At 62.4% G+C, this 20,114-nt stretch carries 18 protein-coding genes; 3 read left to right on the top strand and 15 right to left on the bottom strand.

Annotated features, from left to right (window positions below; all coding sequences use genetic code 11):
- Nucleotides 1-36: 36 nt before the first annotated feature.
- The 3 genes from BM70_RS0107980 to BM70_RS0107970 are packed head-to-tail and all read right to left on the bottom strand — an operon-like array spanning nucleotide 37 to nucleotide 5,236.
- Entirely contained in the window at nucleotides 37-3,090 is a 3,054-nt protein-coding gene (locus BM70_RS0107980; protein ID WP_025855515.1) for an efflux RND transporter permease subunit, read from the bottom strand.
- On the bottom strand, nucleotides 3,087-4,157 hold the full coding sequence (locus BM70_RS0107975; RefSeq protein ID WP_025855514.1) for an efflux RND transporter periplasmic adaptor subunit: 1,071 nt from the start codon (nucleotides 4,155-4,157) through the stop codon (nucleotides 3,087-3,089). The genes BM70_RS0107980 and BM70_RS0107975 overlap by 4 nt, the downstream gene beginning before the upstream one ends.
- Nucleotides 4,154-5,236: an efflux RND transporter periplasmic adaptor subunit gene (locus BM70_RS0107970; RefSeq protein ID WP_025855513.1), complete on the bottom strand. Its 1,083-nt coding sequence runs from the start codon at nucleotides 5,234-5,236 to the stop codon at nucleotides 4,154-4,156. The genes BM70_RS0107975 and BM70_RS0107970 overlap by 4 nt, the downstream gene beginning before the upstream one ends.
- Before the next feature lie 121 nt (nucleotides 5,237-5,357).
- Between BM70_RS0107970 and BM70_RS0107965 the strand changes: the two genes are divergently transcribed.
- On the top strand, nucleotides 5,358-6,518 hold the full coding sequence (locus tag BM70_RS0107965; protein ID WP_025855511.1) for an AAA family ATPase: 1,161 nt from the start codon (nucleotides 5,358-5,360) through the stop codon (nucleotides 6,516-6,518).
- 134 nt (nucleotides 6,519-6,652) lie between these two features.
- Here BM70_RS0107965 and BM70_RS0107960 read toward each other — a convergent pair whose 3' ends face one another.
- The 11 genes from BM70_RS0107960 to BM70_RS0107905 all read right to left on the bottom strand — a co-directional run bounded on the left by BM70_RS0107960 (nucleotide 6,653) and on the right by BM70_RS0107905 (nucleotide 15,894).
- Nucleotides 6,653-7,513 carry a transporter substrate-binding domain-containing protein gene (locus BM70_RS0107960; RefSeq protein ID WP_025855510.1) on the bottom strand — a complete coding sequence of 287 codons (861 nt, stop codon included), beginning with the start codon at nucleotides 7,511-7,513 and terminating at the stop codon, nucleotides 6,653-6,655.
- Complete coding sequence (locus BM70_RS0107955; protein ID WP_025855509.1) at nucleotides 7,510-8,286, bottom strand: amino acid ABC transporter ATP-binding protein; 777 nt, start codon at nucleotides 8,284-8,286, stop codon at nucleotides 7,510-7,512. The genes BM70_RS0107960 and BM70_RS0107955 overlap by 4 nt, the downstream gene beginning before the upstream one ends.
- Nucleotides 8,283-8,942 (bottom strand): amino acid ABC transporter permease, encoded by a 660-nt coding sequence (locus BM70_RS0107950; protein ID WP_025855508.1) that lies wholly within the window; start codon nucleotides 8,940-8,942, stop codon nucleotides 8,283-8,285. The genes BM70_RS0107955 and BM70_RS0107950 overlap by 4 nt, the downstream gene beginning before the upstream one ends.
- A complete protein-coding gene (locus tag BM70_RS0107945; RefSeq protein WP_003187615.1) occupies nucleotides 8,923-9,588 on the bottom strand; it encodes an amino acid ABC transporter permease in 666 nt (221 codons plus the stop codon). The genes BM70_RS0107950 and BM70_RS0107945 overlap by 20 nt, the downstream gene beginning before the upstream one ends.
- Nucleotides 9,589-10,057: 469 nt before the next feature.
- Nucleotides 10,058-10,840 (bottom strand): MetQ/NlpA family ABC transporter substrate-binding protein, encoded by a 783-nt coding sequence (locus tag BM70_RS0107935; protein ID WP_025855507.1) that lies wholly within the window; start codon nucleotides 10,838-10,840, stop codon nucleotides 10,058-10,060.
- Nucleotides 10,841-10,967: 127 nt separating this feature from the next.
- A complete protein-coding gene (locus BM70_RS0107930) occupies nucleotides 10,968-11,894 on the bottom strand; it encodes a sigma 54-interacting transcriptional regulator (RefSeq protein WP_025855506.1) in 927 nt (308 codons plus the stop codon).
- 49 nt (nucleotides 11,895-11,943) lie between these two features.
- Entirely contained in the window at nucleotides 11,944-12,525 is a 582-nt protein-coding gene (locus BM70_RS0107925) for an alpha/beta hydrolase (RefSeq protein WP_025855505.1), read from the bottom strand.
- Nucleotides 12,526-12,812: 287 nt separating this feature from the next.
- On the bottom strand, nucleotides 12,813-13,214 hold the full coding sequence (locus BM70_RS0107920) for a biopolymer transporter ExbD (protein ID WP_010565408.1): 402 nt from the start codon (nucleotides 13,212-13,214) through the stop codon (nucleotides 12,813-12,815).
- A 1-nt stretch (nucleotide 13,215) separates the two neighbouring features.
- Nucleotides 13,216-13,938 (bottom strand): MotA/TolQ/ExbB proton channel family protein, encoded by a 723-nt coding sequence (locus BM70_RS0107915; RefSeq protein WP_025855504.1) that lies wholly within the window; start codon nucleotides 13,936-13,938, stop codon nucleotides 13,216-13,218.
- Nucleotides 13,939-13,989: 51 nt separating this feature from the next.
- Nucleotides 13,990-14,802 carry an energy transducer TonB gene (locus BM70_RS0107910; RefSeq protein WP_025855503.1) on the bottom strand — a complete coding sequence of 271 codons (813 nt, stop codon included), beginning with the start codon at nucleotides 14,800-14,802 and terminating at the stop codon, nucleotides 13,990-13,992.
- Nucleotides 14,803-15,042: 240 nt separating this feature from the next.
- Nucleotides 15,043-15,894: a LysR family transcriptional regulator gene (locus BM70_RS0107905; RefSeq protein WP_025855502.1), complete on the bottom strand. Its 852-nt coding sequence runs from the start codon at nucleotides 15,892-15,894 to the stop codon at nucleotides 15,043-15,045.
- Between the two features lie 106 nt (nucleotides 15,895-16,000).
- Between BM70_RS0107905 and BM70_RS0107900 the strand changes: the two genes are divergently transcribed.
- Entirely contained in the window at nucleotides 16,001-16,462 is a 462-nt protein-coding gene (locus tag BM70_RS0107900; RefSeq protein ID WP_025855501.1) for a nucleoside deaminase, read from the top strand.
- Entirely contained in the window at nucleotides 16,449-17,621 is a 1,173-nt protein-coding gene (locus BM70_RS0107895; protein ID WP_025855500.1) for a CynX/NimT family MFS transporter, read from the top strand. The genes BM70_RS0107900 and BM70_RS0107895 overlap by 14 nt, the downstream gene beginning before the upstream one ends.
- Here BM70_RS0107895 and BM70_RS0107890 read toward each other — a convergent pair.
- Complete coding sequence (locus BM70_RS0107890) at nucleotides 17,618-19,966, bottom strand: TonB-dependent receptor (RefSeq protein WP_025855499.1); 2,349 nt, start codon at nucleotides 19,964-19,966, stop codon at nucleotides 17,618-17,620. The genes BM70_RS0107895 and BM70_RS0107890 overlap by 4 nt on opposite strands.
- Between the last annotated feature and the right edge of the window lie 148 nt (nucleotides 19,967-20,114).

Raw genomic sequence — 20,114 nt, 5'->3', positions numbered from 1 at the left:
GCCGGCGATAGCCATTTCACAAGCACCGCAGCCCTATCAAGCCTGTTCTTTTTTCGGCTCGCGGATCTTGTACCAGGCCACATACAGCGCCGGCAAAAACAGCAACGTCAGCAATGTCGCGATGATGATCCCGCCGATCATCGCGTAGGCCATCGGCCCCCAGAACACTTCCCGTGCAATGGGGATCATGCCCAGGCTCGCAGCGGCCGCCGTCAGCAGGATCGGCCGGCGTCGATGCTCGGTGGCTTCCACCACCGCATCCCACGGCGTGTAGCCGGCGACTTCGTATTCATGAATCTGCGTCACCAGGATCACCGAGTTACGGATGATGATGCCGATCAACGCCAGAATCCCGAGGATCGCCACGAAGCCCATGGGCGTGCCCGTGGGGATCAGCGCCAATACCACGCCAATCAGCCCCAGGGGCGCGACACTCGCCACCAGGAACATCTTCTGCACGCTGTGCAGCTGGATCATCAGGAACGTCGCCATCAGGAACAGCATCAGCGGTACCACGCTGGCAATCGGGCCCTGGGCCTTGCCGCTTTCTTCCACGGTGCCGCCGGTGGCGACCTTGTAGCCCACCGGCAGGCCGGCGCTGAACGTGTCGATCTCTGGCTTGAGTTGCTTCACCAGGTCCGTCGGTTGCATCTCATCACGCACCGCCGCCTTGATGGTGATGGTCGGCTTGCGGTCGCGACGCCACACCAGCGGCTGTTCCAGCTCATAACGCACGGTGGCGAAGGCCAGCAGTGGAATCGAGGTGCCGTTGGGCGTGACGATCTGCAGGTTCTGCAAGGTTTCCGGCGTGCCGCGCTCGGCGTCTTCGGCGCGGCCGACCACGCTGATCAGGTAGATATCGTCGTGCACCTGGGTCACCGAGGCGCCACTGACCACGCTGTTCATCAACTGCGCCACGTCTTCCGACGACAGCCCCAGTTGCCGCGCCTTGTCCTGGGCGATGTCGATGCGCAGCACTTTGCCCGGCTCGTTCCAGTCGTAGATGATCTCGCCCAGGTGGGTGTTCTTGTCCAGCAAGGTCGCCAGTTCGATGGCGTGCTTGCGCACCTGGTCGGTGTCTTTGCCAGAGACGCGGTACTGGATCGGCCGCCCCACCGGTGGGCCCATTTCCAGCGGCTGCACGAAGCTGCCGATGCCCACGAAATCATCGCGCAGGCGCTTCTGCAGGCGGGCAATCAGCTCGCCGCGTTCCTCCAGGCCCTTGCTCACGATGACCAACTGCGCGTAGTAGGGGTTTTCCAATTGCTGGTCGAGGGGCAGGTAGAAACGGATCGCACCCTGGCCGATGTAAGTACTCCAGCGCGCAATATCCGGGTCGTCCTTGATGATCGCTTCCAGGCGGTCGACGGCCTTGCGCGTCTCGTTGATCGATGCGTTTTGCGGCAGGTTCAGGTCGACCAGGATTTCCGGACGGTCCGAGGAGGGAAAGAACTGGTTCTGCACAAACTGCATGGAAAACACCGATGCCACAAACAGCGCCACGGTGATGCCGATCGCCCACCAGCGGTTGCGCATGGCCCACAGCATGCCGCCATTGAAGGCGCGACCAATGCGCCCCGGCTCGGCATTGTGGGCTTTCACATTGGCGCTGAGGATATGCACGCCGATCACCGGCGCAAACAGCACTGCCACCACCCACGACACCAGCATCGCCACGGCAATCACCGCGAACAGGGTGAAGGTGTATTCGCCCGCCGAGCTGGCGTTGAGGCCAATCGGCACAAAGCCCGCCACGGTCACCAGCGTACCGGTCAGCATCGGGAACGCCGTGGAGGTGTAGGCGTAGGTCGCCGCCTGTTCCTTGGTCTCGCCTTTTTCCAGGCGCGTGATCATCATCTCGACGGTGATCATCGCGTCGTCCACCAACAGGCCGAGGGCGATGATCAACGCGCCCAGCGACACCCGCTGCATGGTGATGCCGCTGTATTCCATGAACACGAACACCAGCGCCAGCACCAAGGGAATCGAGCACGCCACCACCAGCCCGGCACGCATGCCGAGGCTGATAAAGCTCACCACCAGCACGATGATCACCGCTTCGAACAGTGCACTGGTAAAGCCGCCGACGGCCTCCTCCACCACTTCAGCCTGGTCGGACACCTTGTGCACGCCGACGCCCACCGGCAGGTCGGCGGTCAGTTCGTCCATTCGCGTGTGCAGGGCCTTGCCGAACGACTGGATATTGCCGCCCTTCTGCATGGCAATCGCCAGGCCGATCGCCGGCTTGCCGTTGAAGCGGAACATCGGCCGCGCCGGGTCGACATAGCCTCGACTAATGTCGGCAATGTCCGCCAGGCGATAGAAGCGGTCGTTGAGCCGCAGGTTGACGTTGGCCAGGTCCTTTTCCGAGGCGAACTGCCCCGACGTGCGCACGGAAATCCGCTCCGGGCCCGCCTCGATCACCCCGGCCGGCGTCACCGCGTTCTGCGATTGCAGGCTCTGCACGACCTGGCGCTGGTCAATCCCCAGGGCAGCCAGTTTGCGCGTGGAGAAGTTCAGATAAATCACTTCGTCCTGCTGGCCGATCATCTCGACCTTGCCCAGCCCCGGTACCGAGCGGATCTCGGCGCGCACCTGCTCCACGTAATCGCGCAACTGGCGCATCGACAGGCCGTCGCCGGTAAAGGCGTAGACCGAGCCGAACACGTCACCGAACTCGTCGTTGAACGACGGCCCCTGCAAACCCTGGGGGAAGGTGCCGCGAATGTCGTCGATCTTCTTGCGGACCTGGTACCAGATCTCCGGGATGGCCTTGGCGCTGGTGGTGTCCTTGAGGAACACGAACACCGTGGACTCACCCGGCCGCGTGTAGCTTTTCACGTAGTCGAGGGCGTCCAGCTCTTCGAGTTTTTTCTCGATGCGGTCGGTGACCTGCTTGAGGGTTTCTTCCTGGGTCGCACCCGGCCAGCGGGTCTGGATCACCATGGTCTTGATGGTAAACGAAGGGTCTTCCTCGCGGCCCAGGTTCATGTAGGAGAACACGCCCATCAGCAGCGCGACGAACATCAGGTACCAGACGAAGGACTGATGCTTGAGGGCCCAGTCGGATAAGTTGAAGCTCCCTTTCATCGCGGGCTGTCCTCGTCGATTTTGACTTTTTGCCCAGGCTTCAGGCTGTTCACGCCGGCGGTGACGATACGCTCGCCGGGTTTGACGCCGCCGTTGAGCAAGGCGCTGTTGGCATCACGGCTGATCAGGCTGATGTCGCGCGGTTGCACGGTCTGGCTTTGGGTGTCGAGCAACCAGATGCGGGTCTTACCGTCGACCTCCTGCAAGGCGCTCAGGGGCACTTCGATGCGCGGCGCGATGGCGGTGCTCAGGGTCACGCTGATCGCTGTGCCCAGGCGGAACGCGGGCGGTGTTTCGGCCAGGGTCAGGCGCGCGCGCCGGGTGCGCGTGGCGCTTTGGGCCTGGGGTTCGATCTCGCGCACGATGGCGGTGGTGTGCACGCTGGGATCGAGTTGGCCGGCGACCAGGAACACCACATCCGGCGGCAGACGCTCGGCAAGGCCGGCCGGCAGATCGATCACCGCTTCCTTGATGTCCGGACGGGCCAGGGTCACCACTTGCTGGCCGGCGCTGACCACCTGGCCGGCCTCGGCATTCCAGGCGGTGACGATGCCCGCGTGGTCGGTGCGCAGTTCGGCGTAGTTGAGTTGGTCCTTGGCTTGATTGACCGAGGCCTGGGTCTGGTCGAGGGACGCCTGGGTAGTCTTCAGGTCGGTCTGGGCGATATCCAGCTGGGCCTGGGCGCCGACGCCACGATTGAACAACTCCTGCTGACGACGGGCGTTGGCCTGGGCATTGATGTATTGCGCCTGCACGCGGGCCAGATCGCCCTGTGCCGAGCGCAACTGGTTCTGTTGGTCGGTGGGGTCGAGGACGGCCAGCAAGGCACCCTGCTCCACCTCGGCGCCCACGTCCACGGCACGGCGGGCAATGCGGCCGGGAACGCGGAAGCCCAGGTTGCTTTCGTAGCGGGCCTGGATGGTGCCGGCGAAGCGGCCCAGGTTTTCCTGGTCCTCGGACGTCACTTCCATGGACAGCACCGGGCGCACAGGCTCGAGCGGCGGTTCTTCCTTGGAGCAGGCCACCAGCAACAGGCTGGCGGCGAGTATCCCTGTCAGGTACTTCATGGCTGCGCTCCTTGCTGGGCGATCTCGACCAGCATGCCGGGGTGCAGCAATTGCCCGCCGGCTACCACGACTTTTTCGCCGCCCTTGAGGCCGTCGCCGATAATCACTTTGCCGGTGAGGTAACGCGCCACAGTGACCTTGTGCAACTGCGCCTTGCCGTCGCCGTCGATCAGCCATACCGCCGGTTCGCTGAGGTCTTTGGTCAACGCCGCCCAAGGCAGCTCGATACTGGCTTTGGCCGGACCATTGGCGGTGGCACTCACGACGGAGCCCAGTTCCATGCCTTTGGGCAGGGTCTGCAGGGCGATCTTGACCTGCACCGTGCCGGTGTTGGCGGCCACGGCAGGCGTGACTTCGCGCACGTTGCCCTGGACCTTGATGCTCGGGTTATCCAGCAGGCTGACAGTGATCGGCGCGTCCGGCGGCGGCTCCACCAGCAGCGATTCATAGACATTGAATACCGCATCGCGCTCGCCATCGCGGGCCAGGCTGAAAATCGGCACGGTGGCCTGCACCACCTGACCGACTTCGGCCTGGCGGGCGGTAATCACACCCGGCGCGTCGGCCACCAGCGAGGTGTAGCCCAGTTGCTCGCGCGCGTTGGCCAACTGGGCCTGGGCCGCGGCCAGGGCGCTTTGGCTGCTGCGCAGCGCGGCCTGGGCGGAATCGTATTCGCTGCGGCTGGTGTAGCCCTTGGGCAAGAGTTTTTCCTGGCGCACGAAGGCGGCGGCGGTCTGCTTGACCCGTGCCTGCTCGGCCACGACCTGGGCCTGGGCGGAATCCACATTGGTCTGCAGATCCTTGGGGTCGAGCTTGGCCAGTACTTGCTTGGCGGTCACGCGGTCGCCCACGTCCACCATGCGCTGGATGATTTTGCCGCCGACGCGAAAAGACAGATCGGTCTGCACCCGGGCCTGGATATCACCCGTGAGGGTCACCGCCGCGGCAAAATCCGCCGACTGCACAGTCTGCACGAACACCCGCGAATGCGCCTTGGGCTCAGCCTTTTTCTCGCCACAGCCGCTCAGCAGGGCCATCAGGCCAAGGCTGAGTACAAATATTGATATGCGACCGCCCATGCAGGCTCCTTTTGCGCGATGCCGACGTGCCAGTGTGTATGCGACTGTGAGCTTAGTTCAGGGTTCCTTATCTGCATGGAGGCTCCCATACTCCAATGGTTCCCAAGCCGACAGAATGCCCATGCTCAAGACCCTCGCGGTGGCCAATTACCGCTCGATCAACAAATTGGTGGTGCCGCTGGACCGGCTGAACCTGGTTACCGGCCCCAACGGCAGCGGCAAGTCCAACTTGTACCGCGCCCTGCGCCTGCTGGCGGAAACTGCCCAGGGAGGGGTGATCAATGCCCTCGCCCGCGAGGGCGGGCTGGACTCGACCTTCTGGGCCGGGCCGGAGACCATCAGCCGGCGCATGCGCAACGGTGAGGTGCCGGTGGAGCCCATCGTGCGCCAAGGCGTCCGGCGCCTGCGCCTGGGGTTTGCCGCTGAAGATTTCAGCTACGCCATCTCCCTCGGGCTGCCGGAAAAGACGCTGTCCTATTTCTCGCTGGACCCGGAAGTGAAGAAGGAATGCATCTGGGCCGGGCATGTCTACCGTCCGGCCAGCCTGCTGGTGCAGCGCTCGGGGCCGATGGTGCGTGCCCGCGACGGTCGGAACTGGGATGTATTGGCCCAGCACACGCCCAACTACCACAGCCTGTTCGACCAGGTCGGCAGCCTGCGCGGCTCGCCGGAAGTGTTGCTGCTGCGCGAAAGCATTCGTGGCTGGCGCTTTTACGACCACTTTCGCAGTGACGTGGACGCGCCCGTGCGCCAACCCCAATTGGGCACACGCACGCCAGTGTTGCACCACGATGGGCGCGACCTGGCGGCAGCGTTGCAGACGATTCGGGAGATTGGCGACCCGCAAGCGTTGCAGCGGGCGGTCAGCGATGCGTTTCCCGGCGCACGCTTGAATATCGAGCCGCTGCAGGGCGGACGCTTTGCGATTGAGTTTTATCAGGAAGGCTTGCTGCGGCCGCTGTCGGCGGCGGAGTTGTCGGATGGCACCTTGCGTTACCTGCTGCTGATCGCGGCACTGCTCACGCCTCGGCCACCGACCATGATGGTGCTGAACGAACCGGAGACCAGCCTGCATCCGGACCTGCTGCCAGCGTTGGCGCGCTTGATCATCCAGGCGTCCCGGCAGTGCCAGGTATGGGTGGTGTCGCATGCCAGCCGCTTGATCGCGGCGTTGCAGCAGGACGAGGGGTGCAATTCGATTGTGTTGGAGAAGGTGCTGGGGGAAACCCAAATCGTCGGGCAGGGGATTCTGGATGCGCCGGCCTGGCATTGGCCGGAGTAAGTGGTGGCTGGGCGGGCCTCTTCGCGAGCAAGCCCACACACACATTCGCCCGCATTCCAAAGGTGGAACTCGGTCAAATGTGGGAGCGGGCTTGCTCGCGAAAGCGGTAGATCAGTCACCGCAAGAGCAAGGGATCAACCCTGCCACTTGCCGCCTTCGACAATCACGCTTTCAGGCTTGGTGTCATCGCTCAGTTCTTTACGCACATATTGGTCGTATAGCTTGAGCAAAAACTTCTCCTCACCCAACTTCGCCAACTCGGCGTTCACCCAGTCGCGCAGTTCGATGTTGCCTTTCTTCACTGCCGGCGCAATCGGCGCTTCGTCGCCGAGTTTTTCTTCCAGCACGCGGTAGCCCGGGTTCTGCTTGGCCCAGCTGAACAGCACCAGATTGTCCTGGGCGTAGGCATCGCCACGACCGGCCGACAGCGCCTGCAACGACTCGGAGTTTTTCTCGAACTTGAGCAGTTTCCAGTCCGGGTGGTTCTTGGTCAGCCAGATATCGGCCGTGGTGCCGGTGGTCACGATGGTGGTACGGGTAGCCAGGTCATCCAGGCTTTTCACCGCGCTGTCCTTTGGCACCAGGGCCTGTACCGCGACTTTCAGGTTGGGGTTGGTGAAGTCCACCGCTTCCTTGCGCTCCGGCGTCACGGTCATGTTGGCGAGGATCAAGTCGACCTTGTCGCTTTGCAGGAATGGAATACGGCTGGCCGGCTCGACGGCGACAAACTCAACCTTGTTCTCATCGCCCAGCAGGTCCTTGGCGAATTGGCGGCCGATGTCGGTATCGAAGCCGACGTAGCGACCGGCTTCGTTGACGAAGCCGAACGGCGGCTTGTCGGTAAACACGCCGACAATCAGCTTGTCCCGCGCCTTGATCTTGTCGATGTAGCTCACAGCGGCAGCCGCTGGTTTTGCAGGCTCTTCAGCCTTCTTGTCGCAGCCGGCGAGCAATGCGACGGCGAGCAGTGGCAGTAATAACTTGGCAGTTTTCATATCAGCTCCAGTTCCTTGGTCTTTTTGGGCAGTGTTGAAACAAAGGAGAACTTCTCCAGGAACTGCTGCGCGCGTGCGGTTTGCGGGTTCGTAAAGAATTCTTCGGGGGTGTTGTGTTCAAGGATGCGACCGGCCTCCATGAACACCACGCGGTCGGCGACGGCGCGAGCGAAGGCCATTTCATGGGTGACGATCAGCAGGGTCATGCCATCGCGGGCCAAACCCTGGATCACCTCCAGCACCTCCTTGACCATCTCCGGGTCGAGGGCGGCGGTGACTTCGTCAAACAGCATGACCTGAGGGTTCATGCACAGTGAACGGACAATGGCGATGCGTTGCTGCTGGCCACCGGACAATTGACGCGGGAAGGCGTCGCGCTTGTCGGCGAGCCCCACGCGGTCGAGCAGTTTTTCTGCCTGCTCGCGGGCTTCACGGGGGTCGCGCTTTTGTACTTTCAAGGGGCCCAGCAGAATGTTGTCGAGCACGCTCATGTGCGGGAATAGGTGGTAGCTCTGGAACACCATACCCACGTCCTGGCGCACCTGACGCCAGTCGGTGTTTTTGTCCAACAGCTCTTTGCCGGCGAAACGCAGGCTGCCGCTGTGCGCGACTTCCAGCCCATTGAGGCAACGCAGCAAGGTGCTTTTGCCGCAGCCGCTGGGGCCGAGGATCACCACCACTTCACCGCTTTGCACGCTCAGGTCGATGCCCTTGAGCACCTGCTGGTCGCCGAAGAATTTGTTGAAACCCTGGAACTCGATCAATGCGCTCATGCTTGGGCCCAGCGCCGTTCCAGCACCTTGGAGGCGGCCGACAACGGGTAGCAGATAAAAAAGAAAAACAGGAACAGCGCGCCGTAGATCAACACAGACTCGTAGGTGCGCTCGATGATTTGCTGGCCGACCTTGATCACGTCCACCACACCGATCAGCACCGCCAGGGAGCTGGTCTTGATGATGCGCGTGTAGACGTTGATAGTCGGCGGCGTCATGCGTTTGAGGGCCTGTGGCAGCAATACGTAGCCGTACAGCTGTGGATCGGAGAGCCCAATCGACAACCCCGCTTCACGCTGGCCACGGGGCAGCGAATGCAACGCGCCGCGCACCACTTCGCCGACCTCACTGGCGCCCCACAACGACAGCACCAGCACCGCGCACCAAAAGCTCGGGATGCTCAAGCCGAAGAAAATCGGCAGGCCGAAAAACAGCAGGTACAACCACACCAGCACCGGGATCGCGCGGAACAACTCCAGGTACACCCGCAACACACCGTTGATCAGCGTGTTGTTCAAGGTACGCAGCACGCCATACAACACGCCGCCGACGGTGCTGAAGGCGATGCTCAAAAAAGAAATCGACAGGGTTTGCGCAGCGCCCTTGCCCAGTTGCGGCAACGACACCCACAACAACTCAAGACCCGAACTGGCCATGTTGGAGCCTCCTTTCCAGGCGGCTGAGCAGCAGCGACAGTGGCAGGAACAGCAGCACGCAAATCAGCGTCAGCACGGCGAGCATTTCGTAGGTCTTGTAGTAGAGGGCGATGTAGCTCTTGGTGGTGTAGAGAATCTCTGGCACCGCCACGGCGGAGACGACGGTGGTCTCCTTGAGCAGGAAGATGAAGTTGGCGAACAGCGCCGGCAAACTGAGGATGCCGGCCTGGGGCAGGATCACATGACGCAGCAGTTGCCAGTCGGACAGGCCGATGGACTTGCCCGACTCGATCTGCGCCAGTGGCACCGCTTCCACGCCGGCACGCAGCACTTCGGTGAGGTAGGCGCCGCCGAGGAAGGTCATGGTGATGATCGCCGCCCAGAACCCGGAGATATTGAAACCCAGGGCCGGCAGCGCGAAGTACACGAAGAACAGTTGGATCAGCAGCGGCGTGTTACGCGCCAGTTCCACATACAGCGCCACCAGGCGCGACAGGTACGGTGTGCGAAACACCAGCAAGGCTGCGTTGATCAGCGCCACCAGCAAGGAGGTGGCAATGGCGATCAGGCCCACTTGCAGCGTCACCCCCACGGCCTTTAAAAACGCCGGCAGGGTGCTGAGGATAAAAGCGAAATCGAAGGTCATCTTGAGTCCATGACGCCGCAAGGGTAATGCAGCGAGCGCGTTCCGATCCGGCGTGGGTAACGCCGGGTAGCGCGAACTTTAAAGGTATAAAAAGCAAAATTTAAATACCCAAATAGCATATTGATATCACCCAAAAAGATAACCCCCGGATTCGCGGGTTTGGCGGGTGGCGGCTATGGTTGGGGGGTCTGAGATTCGAGGGATTGAACCATGAACGAAGGGAAACCGATTGATCCGCAGGAGCTGGTGAAATGGTTGGTGGCGTTGCGCCGGGCGATCAATAGCCGCGCCGCATACCCCTTGTAGGAGCCGGCTTGCCGGCGATCGCGGTGGTTCAGTGACGAATGTGTCGACTGGCACTTCGTTATCGCCGGCAAGCCGGCTCCTACAGATGTACCTGACGCGAATAAAAAACGCCGACGCTGTAGTAGCCGTCGGCGTTCAAACCTTGAAGGGGGTTTTGTCTACATCAGAACGCAGGCACTACCGCACCGTTGTACTTCTCCTCGATGAAGGCTTTGACTTCCGGGCTGGTCAGGGCCTTGGACAGTTTCTGGATAGCGTCGCTGTCCTTGTTGTCCGGGCGAGCCACCAGGAAGTTCACGTAGGGCGAGTCGGCGCTTTCGATGATCAGTGCGTCCTTGGCTGGGTTGAGGCCAGCTTCCAGGGCGTAGTTGGTGTTGATCAGGTCCAGGTCAACCTGGTCCAGCACGCGTGGCAGCAAGGCCGATTCCAGCTCCTTGAACTTCAGGTTCTTCGGGTTGCTGGCGATGTCTTTTGGCGTGGCCAGGGCGTTGGTCGGGTCTTTCAGGGTGATCACACCGGCTTTCTGGAGCAGCAACAGGGCGCGGCCGCTGTTGGAGCCTTCGTTTGGAATGGCCACGGTGGCGCCATCTTTGAGCTCGGAGATGTTCTTGATCTTTTTCGAGTAACCGCCGAAGGGTTCAACGTGCACACCGACTACGGTGACCAGGTTGGTGCCCTTGCCCTTGTTGAAGTTTTCCAGGTACGGCAGGGTCTGGAAGTAGTTGGCATCCAGGCGCTTCTCGGCAACCTGTGTGTTGGGTTGAACGTAGTCGGTGAAGACTTTGATTTCCAGGTCCACGCCTTCTTTGGCGAGGGTTGGCTTGACCCGTTCGAGGATCTCGGCGTGCGGGATCGGGGTGGCGGCCACCACCAGTTTCTCGTTGGCCTGGGCGAAGCTTGCAGTCAGGGCAGCCGCCAGTGCGGTAAACAACAGAACCTTTTTCATGCAGTGTCCTTATCGAAATTCCGGGGCGTCTCTGACGACCGTTTTTTATGAGGTGTGCCAGCGAAGTGCTATCGCGGCGTGGGATGGACAATACCTAGATTTTTTATTCCCGAACAATATCTTTTATTCACGTTGATATTCCATTTTGTTCGCTCAGGAATTTACGCAGGATTTCCTGCTCGGCCGGGCTGGCACTTTGGAAAATCCGCTGCACCTGCTCAAGCGGCGAACCTGCCGACGGCAGGTTCAAATGCTCGGGCAAGATCTCGTCGCCGCTGCTGACCAGCAACGCAAAGTGAATGACGTTTTCCAGTTCGCGGGTATTGCCCGGCCAGCTGTGGGTTTCCAGCACGCGCTGGGCGGCATCGCTGATCAGCGGTACTGGCAGGTCCAGGCGCTGGCTGTAGATACCGAGGAAGTACTCGGCCAGGGACAGGATGTCACCGACACGCTCGCGCAACGCGGGCAAGTCCAGTTGGCCTTCGCTGAGGTAATGGAACAGGCGCTCATGGAACTTGCCCGCAGCCACGGCCTGGGCCAGGTCGATGCTGGTGGCCGCCACCAGGCGAACATCCACCGGGCTGGGCTGGTGGGCGCCGACGCGGGTGACTTCGTGGTTTTCCAGGGCGGCGAGCAGTTTCACCTGGATCGGCAGCGGCAAGTCGCCGATCTCGTCCAGATATAACGTGCCGCCATTGGCCGAACCGAACCAACCGGCGCGGCTGCTGGCAGCACCACTGTGAGCGCCGGCGGCATAACCGAACAGTTCGGCATCGGCATAGGTCGGGCTGATGGCGCCGCAATTGACCGAGACAAACAGGCCGGTGCGGTCGCTGCCACGGTGAATATGCCGGGCCAGCAACTCCTTGCCGCTACCGGTCTCGCCACGAATCAACACGGGCAAGGCGCGGGGCGCGAGGCTTTCCAGGTCTTCGCGCAGTTGCCGCGAACGGGGATCGACAAATACCAGCGCCTTGGCGCGGATGCTCAGCGGGCTTTTTTCCGCGTCGGGGAAGGTCAGCAGTGGCTGGCCGTAGGTTTCATGCAGACTCATGGCAGGCTCCCGCCCCAAATCCACTCAGGGACGGGGCGTTGAAAAATATTCAGGCGGTGCGTCGGGCGTGGTGCTCGAGGCGGCTTTGCAGGCGATAGAGGTAGGCGAAACCCTGCTCCCAACGCTGGTGGCCGGACTTCACATTGATATGGCCAGCACCGGACAGAATGCCGGCTTCGGCCCCCCAGTTGCGGGCCAGCTCCAGGGCCCGAGGGGCACTGACGGCACTGTCGTTGTCGGAACTGACCACCTGGCTCGGAAACGGCAGCAGGTCGGTTGGAATGGGGGCGAAATTACGCAGGGCCGGCGCGCAAGCGGGACGTTCGACGTCGGCCGGGGCCACCAATAAAGCGCCGCGCACCTGGCGCAGGAACTGCACCGGTGCGGTGGCCGCCCAATGAGCCACCGTGATGCAGCCCAGGCTATGGGCAATGAGAATGACCGGCGTGCTGTCGGCCGCGATGGCCTCGGCCAGCGCGGCGACCCAGTCTTCGCGGCGTGGGGTAAGCCAGTCGGCCTGCTCCACCCGCGCGCTGTTGGGCAGGCTGTTCTGCCAATGACTTTGCCAATGATCTTCTGGCGATCCTTGCCAGCCCGGCACGATCAGATAACGAATCGACTCGCTGTGCATGGGTGTGCCCTCCTGCAGCGTTTAACGTTGCTGAACAGTATAGGGACGGGTGTTATATTCGTTAAGGAATAAGAAGCTATTTATTAATAACCAAAACATCATCCCCAAACTGTAGGAGCCGGCTTGCCGGCGATAGCGATGTATCAGCCAATCCATAGGCCACTGGAAGACCGCTATCGCTGGCAAGCCAGCTCCTACAGGGACCGGTAAGCGGCAGAAATCGCAGGCAAAAAAAAAGGCCGCACCCTGCCAAGGAGACGGCCAAAAAATTGTCGAGGCATTTGCAACTAACGTGCGGTAATCACCGACAACTTGGTGATGCCCGCGCGCTCGATAGACGCCATGGCTCGCGCCACTTCGCCGTAATTCACTCCATCGTCAGCCTGCAGTTGCACCCGCACATCGGGATCCTTGGCCTTGGCCGCCTGCAGGTTGAATTCCAGCAAGTCCGGCTGGATTTCGTCCTTGTTGATGAACAGTTTGCCGGCACCGTCGATGCTCACCACCAGCGGGTCCTTCTGCTCCACCGGGGCCACGGCCTCGGTCTTGGGCAGGTTGATCGGGATCGCGTTGGTCAAAAGCGGCGCAGTGACGATAAACACCACCAGCAGCACCAGCATCACGTCCACCAGCGGCGTGACGTTGATCTCGCTCAGCACCTCATCGCTGTCTTGGGTGGAGAAAGCCATTTCAGGACGCCTCCTTCACTTTCTGCGGGTTGCCGGCCGCGCCTTTGGTCAGGGCGGGGTGCAACAGCACGCGGAACGAGTTCTTCTGCGCCAGGCTGTAGAAGTCGTGGGCAAAGTCGTCCAGGTCCGCAGCCGTCAGCTTCAGGCGACGCAGGAAATAGTTGTAGACCAGCACCGCCGGGACTGCGACGGCGATACCTACGCCAGTGGCGACCAGGGCTGCACCGATCGGGCCGGCCACGGTTTCGAGGCTGGCGGAGCCGGCGGCGCTGATGCCCTTGAGCGCTTCCATGATGCCCCATACGGTGCCGAACAGGCCGATAAACGGCGATGTGCTGCCGATACTGGCGACCACGGCCAGGCCGGTTTCCAGGGAGCGGCGCTCACGCACGATCTGCTGGCGCAGGGCACGTTCGAGGCGGTCCTGGTGGTTGATCGCCTGGCTCAGGTCAGCGGCGTGCGGGGTTTCACCCACCTGGATCGCGGCGTAACCGGCCTGGGCCACGCGAGCTGCAGCGCCGGGTTGGGTTTCCGCCAGTTCAGCGGCAGAGTCGAGACTCGACGCCGCCCAGAACTGTTTATGGAACTTGCGATCCTGTGCCTTCAGGCGACCGAACTGCACGCCCTTGAGCAGGGCCAGGCCCCAGGTGGCGACCGAAAAGACCACCAGCAGCCAGATCACCGCGCTTTCGATGGATTCAAGTGGAGATGCTAATGCCATGATGTTTTCCCTCTGTGCAGGTCGCGGCGTGTGCAACACACCGCAGCCGAATAGTTAGTGAATCTTGAAATCGATCGGTACGCTGACCCAGCCGTCCTGGGCTACATCGCCCTGCTTGGCCGGCACGAAGCTCCAACGCTTCACGGCGGTCAGTGCGGCGTCATCGAGTTGCTGGCGACCGCTGCTTTTCTGGATCTGGATCTCGCCCGGCTTGCCACTGGCCAAGACATGTACCCGCAACAGCACCGTGCCTTCCCAACCGCGACGCTGGGCCAGTGACGGGTACTCCGGCGCCGGGTTCTTCAGGTACGCAGCGTTGGCCGATGCGGGCGTGACCGGGGCCGGGGCCGGTGGTGCTGGCGGCGCAGGCGGCGCGGGTGTCGGTGGCGCAGGCGGTTGCTCGACCGGCTTCGGTGCGGGCTTGGGCTCAGGCTTTGGCACGGGCTTCGGCTTGGGTTTTGGAATCGGCTTGGGCGGCGCTGGCTTGGCGGCCAACTCATCCACGACCGGCGGCGGTGGCTCGACCACAGGCGGCGGTGGTGGCGGCGGCACGGGCGGTGGCGGTTCCACCACCGGCGGCGCCGGCTGGGAAAATTCGATGGTCATCGGCGGGATTTCCGGCGGCACGATCGGCAACACCGGGGTCGGCTTCTGGCTCACCCAGTAGATGACCGCACCGTGCAAGGCCAGCACCAGCAAACCGAGCAGGATCCCTTCGCGACGGCTAGAAAAACGCTTTGGAGTTTTCTGCGTTCGCAGCTGCCCCAACGGCGCGCGGTGCGGCCGGCCAAGGTCGACCAACTCACCACTCGGTGCCTGGCGCCATTGCGCCTCGTGTGCACTGGCGGCGGTCTGGACATTGCCCATTGATTCACTCCCTACGGTTTTGAAACAAAAAAACCGACAGGCCTGCATGGGAGGCCGTCGAGGGCTGAATCATCGGGGCCAGACGCTTATCTCTTAAAGTAATCTTTAAAGTTATACATAGATCTAAATTGAATAAATGAAACATCCAGAAACGCCAAAGCCCCGTACTGCGCGGCCTGGCGGCAAGACGGCTTTTTTCAATGCCTTTCAGGCATACAAAATATTCAGCAAAGGCATGGCTCAGACGGCGCTGTTTGCGCACAAATCGAGCAATTGGCGCTGCAAGGTCTGCCCCGCCGCGCCCAGGCCGCTGCGGCCATACAAGGCCAACCGCACGCCTTGCACCCTGGGCAAACCGCTGTCCGGGCCCAGCACGACATGCCCGGCCTGCACCACTCGGCGAGGCAGCAAACTGATGCCCAGTCCTGCCGCCACCGCTGAACACACACTGGCCAGGCTCGCGCTGGAGTAGCCGATGCGCCAGCGCCAGCCACCGACTTCCAGGTGCTGCAGCATTTCATTGCGGTACAGGCCGCCCACCGGGAATGCCACCAACGGCAACGGGTCGCGCCCCAGGGACGGTGTGCTGCGGCTGTCGACCCAGCACAACGGCTCCGGCCAGGAGGCCAGGCAGTCATCACTGTCGCCCATCTGCTTGACCAGCAACACATCGAATTCGCCGCCGCGATACTGGCGCAGCAGCGCCGGCCCCAGGCCGCTGGTGACCTCCAGGCGCACCCGCGGATAAGCCAGCACAAAAGACGAAAGCAGTGGCATCAGGCGCTCGGCGGCAAAGTCTTCCGGCACGCCGAGGCGCAACACGCCGTCGCTTTGCTGGTTGATCAATACGTCGGCGGCCTCTTCATGCAGCGCGAGGATGCGCCGCGCATAGGCCAGCAACCGCTCGCCCTCGGCCGTGGCAACCACGCGACGCTGGTCACGGTCCAGCAACTGACACGCCACCGCGTCCTCCAGGCGGCGGATCTGCTGGCTGACGGTGGACTGGGTCAAGTGCAGGCGCTCGGCGGCGCGGGTGAAATTGCCGCAATCCACCACGGCGACAAAGCTGCGCAGCAACACGGGATCGAACATGGCACTCACCATTCCATTTGCCACTGGTTGGCATGGTTATATTTAATTTCAGAATACCTCGGCGGCTGCCCATACTTCACCCTCCATCCTGCCCCGAGGGATCCCGATGACCGACGATCACCCGCACCTGCAACGCGCTATCCGACTGGCCCAGGCCAACGTCGCCCACGGTGGCCGGCCATTTGGCGCGGTGTTGACGCACAACGGCGAAGTGCTGGTGGAAGCCGTGAACGAGATCCACCTGACTCAGGACCCCACCGCCCACGCCGAACTGCTGGCGATCCGCGCGGCCAGCCGGCAGCTCGGCGCGCGCCTTGACGGTTGTGTGATCTACGCCAGCGGCCAGCCCTGCCCGATGTGCCTGAGCGCCATGTACCTGTGCGGCGTAGCAAGGGTGGTGTTTGCCGCCAGCAATGCCATGGCCGAGCCGTTCGGCTTGTCGACCGCGGCGATCGGGCAACAGGTGGGCTTGCCGTTGGGCGAACAACGCCTGCCGATCCAGCATCTGCCGGACGCGGCGATGACCCAGCTGTATCACCAATGGAAAACCCTGCATGCCGCTGAATAAATCCTTCGCCGGCTGGGGCCTGCTGGTGGTCCTGGGCCTGAACCTGCGCCCTATCCTCAGCTCCATCAGCCCGTTGCTCGGCGAAATACGCCAGGCCACCGGCCTGAGTTTCCAGAGCAGCGCCCTGCTCACCAGTTTGCCGGTGGTGTGCATGGGCCTGGTGGCGCTGGTGGGCGTGCGCGTCGAAGCACAGTTGGGTGAGCGGCGTGGCATTGCCCTGGGCCTGATGATGATTCTGCTGGCGTGCCTGGCCCGCTGGCTGATGGGCGAAGGCTCGGCCTTGCTGGTCACAGCCTTGCTCGGCGGCGCCGGCGTAGCGCTGATCCAGGCGCTGGTGCCGGCGATGATCAAGCGCGAATTCCATCACCGCGTGCCGGTGGCGATGGGCGTGTATTCCGCGTCGCTGATGGCCGGTGGTGGCCTGGCGGCGCTGCTCAGCCCGTTGGTGGCCAGCTACTTCCAGCAATGGCAGGCCGGGCTTGGCGTATGGCTGTTGCCGGCGTTGGCGGCGTTGCTGCTGTGGGCCTGGCTGCCCCTGGGCGCCTCGAAAAACCCGCAGGTGGCGCCTGCCTTCCAGGGCCTGCGCAACCGTCGCGCCTGGCTGCTGGCGCTGTATTTCGGCCTGGTCAATTGCGGCTACATGAGCATGGTGGCGTGGCTGCCGGCCTACTATCAGCAGCTGGGTTGGGGCGTATTGCCCAGTGGTTCGTTACTGGCGTTCATGACCATCTTCCAGGTGATCGCCGCGCTGTTGATGCCGGTGCTGGCGCAACGCGGGATCGACCGTCGACCCTTGCTGTGGATCAGCCTGCTGGCCCAGACCATCGGCTATCTCGGCCTGTTGATCGCGCCGTTGCAGTTTCCCCATCTGTGGGTGGCGCTCTGCGGCTTCGGCCTGGGGGCGTGTTTCGCCCTGAGCCTGCTGCTGACCCTCGACCACCATCGCGACCCTCGCCAAGCCGGGCAACTGGCGGCCTTTGTACAAGGCGTAGGCTTTTTGATCAATGCGATTTCGCCGTGGCTGACCGGTTGGCTGCGCGAGCTCACCGGCAGTTTTGCCAGCGCCTGGGTGGTGCTGACGGTGACGGCGGTAGCGATGCTGGTCGTGACACGGGTGTTCAGCCCGTCGACCTACCGCACCGCCGCCGTGCCGGGCTAGAAGTCGTAGCGGCCGGTTACTCCAAGCGTGCGCGGCGTGCCCAGCAACCCTTCGTAACCGCCGTTGCCGCCGGTCCACAGGGTGGTGTAGTAGGTTTTGTCGAAGGCGTTTTTCAGCCACAGCGACACATCCCACTGCCCCTGCTGGTAGTTACCGCGCAACCCGGTGGACAGGTTGACCACCGCATAAGCAGGAATCTGCCCATAGTCGGAATCCTCGACCGTGCCCACGGCCTTGGAGCGGAAGGCATAGCTGGCGGTGACGTAGGGTTCGAAGCCGTTATCCAGGTTCCACTTGTACTCACCGTTGGCGTTGGCGATCCACTTCGATGCACCGACCACTTGATGGCCGCTCAGATCGCAGGAGGCCGGAGCGCCCGGACGCAGACTGACTTCCGGCGGGCACGGCGCATCCTTGTACGACAGATAACTCACGTCGTTGAACGAGCCATTGAGGTTAAGCGTCAGGCCCTTGATCGGCACCAGGGTGCTTTCCACTTCAACCCCTCGTGAACGCACGGAACCGGCGTTGGTCAGGTATTGCACGCGGTTTTCCTGGTCGTAGGCGTTAGTCTGGTAGCCGTTGACCTGGGTCCAGAACAGGTTGGCATTGAGCTGCAGGCGTCGGTCCCAGAGCGTGCTTTTAAAGCCCAGTTCCGCGTTGTTGGCGCGCTCGGTGCCCACCAACAGGGAATCGGCACCGGCCGTGGGTGCCGAGCCCACCACCAGGTTGACCCCGCCGGACTTCTCGCCGTGGGACAAGGTTGCGTAACCCAGCAGGTTTTCGTTGAAGCGATAGCTGAGGTTCAGCAATCCGGAAGGGCTGGTGCTGTACTGGCTGAGGTCGCCCGAGTCGTAGGCCCCGGCGCGCCCACGTCGGGCCGTCGCCGCGGCACCGGTTACGGCCGCGCCACCCTCAGGACTGTTGCGCGTCACCCAGGCACTTTTTTCTTCGTAGGTGCCGCGCAGGCCGGCGGTGAAGTCCAGGCGCTCGGTGAGGTGCCAAGTACCCTGGGCAAACAGTGCAAAGCTGTCCGTGCGGATGTGCCCGTTGCCCACACTGCTGACATTGGCCAGGGCGCCGGTGGGCGTGCCATTCCAGATGTCGGCCTGGGGACCGTAATAGGCGAAGGATTTGTTATCCAGGGAATTGCCGAAGTAGTAGGCGCCGAGCACGTAATCGAAGAAACCACCGGTGGGCGAAGCCAGCCGGAATTCCTGGGACCACTGTTTGTCTTCGACCGACACGCCGGCGTTATACGCCGCCGGCACGTTGAGGCCGTCATCGTTGCGCGGGGTGAAATTCCAGAAGCGATAGGCGCTGACCGACGTCAGGGTGAAGTCACTCGGCAGCGTCCAATTGGCCTCCAGGGAGGTGCCGCCCTGGAACACGGTGACGTGCTGATCGTTGTCGAGGTTCACCTTGCGATGGGTACCATCGACCAGCGTCGCCCCCGCCGCATTCGCCCGTGACTGGTACAGGTTGGTGCCATTGATCGTCGGCCCGGTGCTGTACAGCACGCGGGTGCCGGCACTGGAATCTTCCTCGTTGTAGTCACCGATCCAGCGCAGGTTGAATGCCTCGCTGGGCTTGTACAGCAACTGCCCGCGAAACCCCTGGCGTGATCCGCCATTGAGGTCATGGCCGTTGTACTCGTTCTTGATATCACCGTCGCTGCGCGTGCGATAGGCCGAGAAGCGCCCGGCCAGATCGTCGGTGAGCGGGCCGGAAATCGTGCCCTTGGTCTGGAAGTAACCGTCCTCGCCCAGTGAGGTCTCGAGGCTGCGTTCCGGGGTGAAGCTGGGCGCACGGGTGCTGATGTTGATCACCCCCGCCGTGGTGTTTTTGCCGAACAGCGTGCCTTGTGGGCCGCGCAGGACTTCAAGCTGTTCGATGTCCATCAGGTCGAACACCGCCATCCCCGGCCGACCGAGGTACACGTTGTCGATGTACAGCCCTACGCTGCCTTCCAGGCCGTCGCTGGCCGGGTTGTTGCCCAGGCCGCGAATCGACACGCTGGACTGGCGTGCGTGCATATAGGCGACGTTGACGCTGGGCACCAGTTGCTGCAAATCCTGGATCCGATAGACCCGCTGGCTCTCCAGCGCCTGGCCGCCGATCACACTCATTGGGGTCGGCACGTCCTGGGCGCTTTCGGTACGGCGACGGGCAGTGACCGTCACGGTTTCCAGTTGGCCGCTGGCACTTTCGCCTGCCCGCGCCGGCGTGCTTGCCTCGTCCGCGTGGCTGGGTGACCAACTGGCGCTGCCCGCCAGCAACAACGCCAGCGGCAGGCGCTTGAGCCTCCAGGGAGAGCAAGGTACAGCGGGCTTCAACAGACTCATAAGCGGCTCCGGAACCAGGAAATACCCATCAACCAATATTCCCAAAGGTTATTTATTTATGTTTTTACGAACATTTACTGCATAAGAGATAGCCTTTATAAGGAGTCGACCTAATGCATATCCAATGCATTTCCCCGATATTTTTGAT

Origin of the sequence: Pseudomonas sp. CHM02 (assembly GCF_000612585.1) — a bacterium.
In the GTDB taxonomy this organism is placed as follows: Bacteria; Pseudomonadota; Gammaproteobacteria; order Pseudomonadales; family Pseudomonadaceae; genus Aquipseudomonas.
The sequence above is the reverse complement of the archived record's forward strand: the minus strand, read 5'-3'. Positions and strand labels throughout refer to the sequence as shown.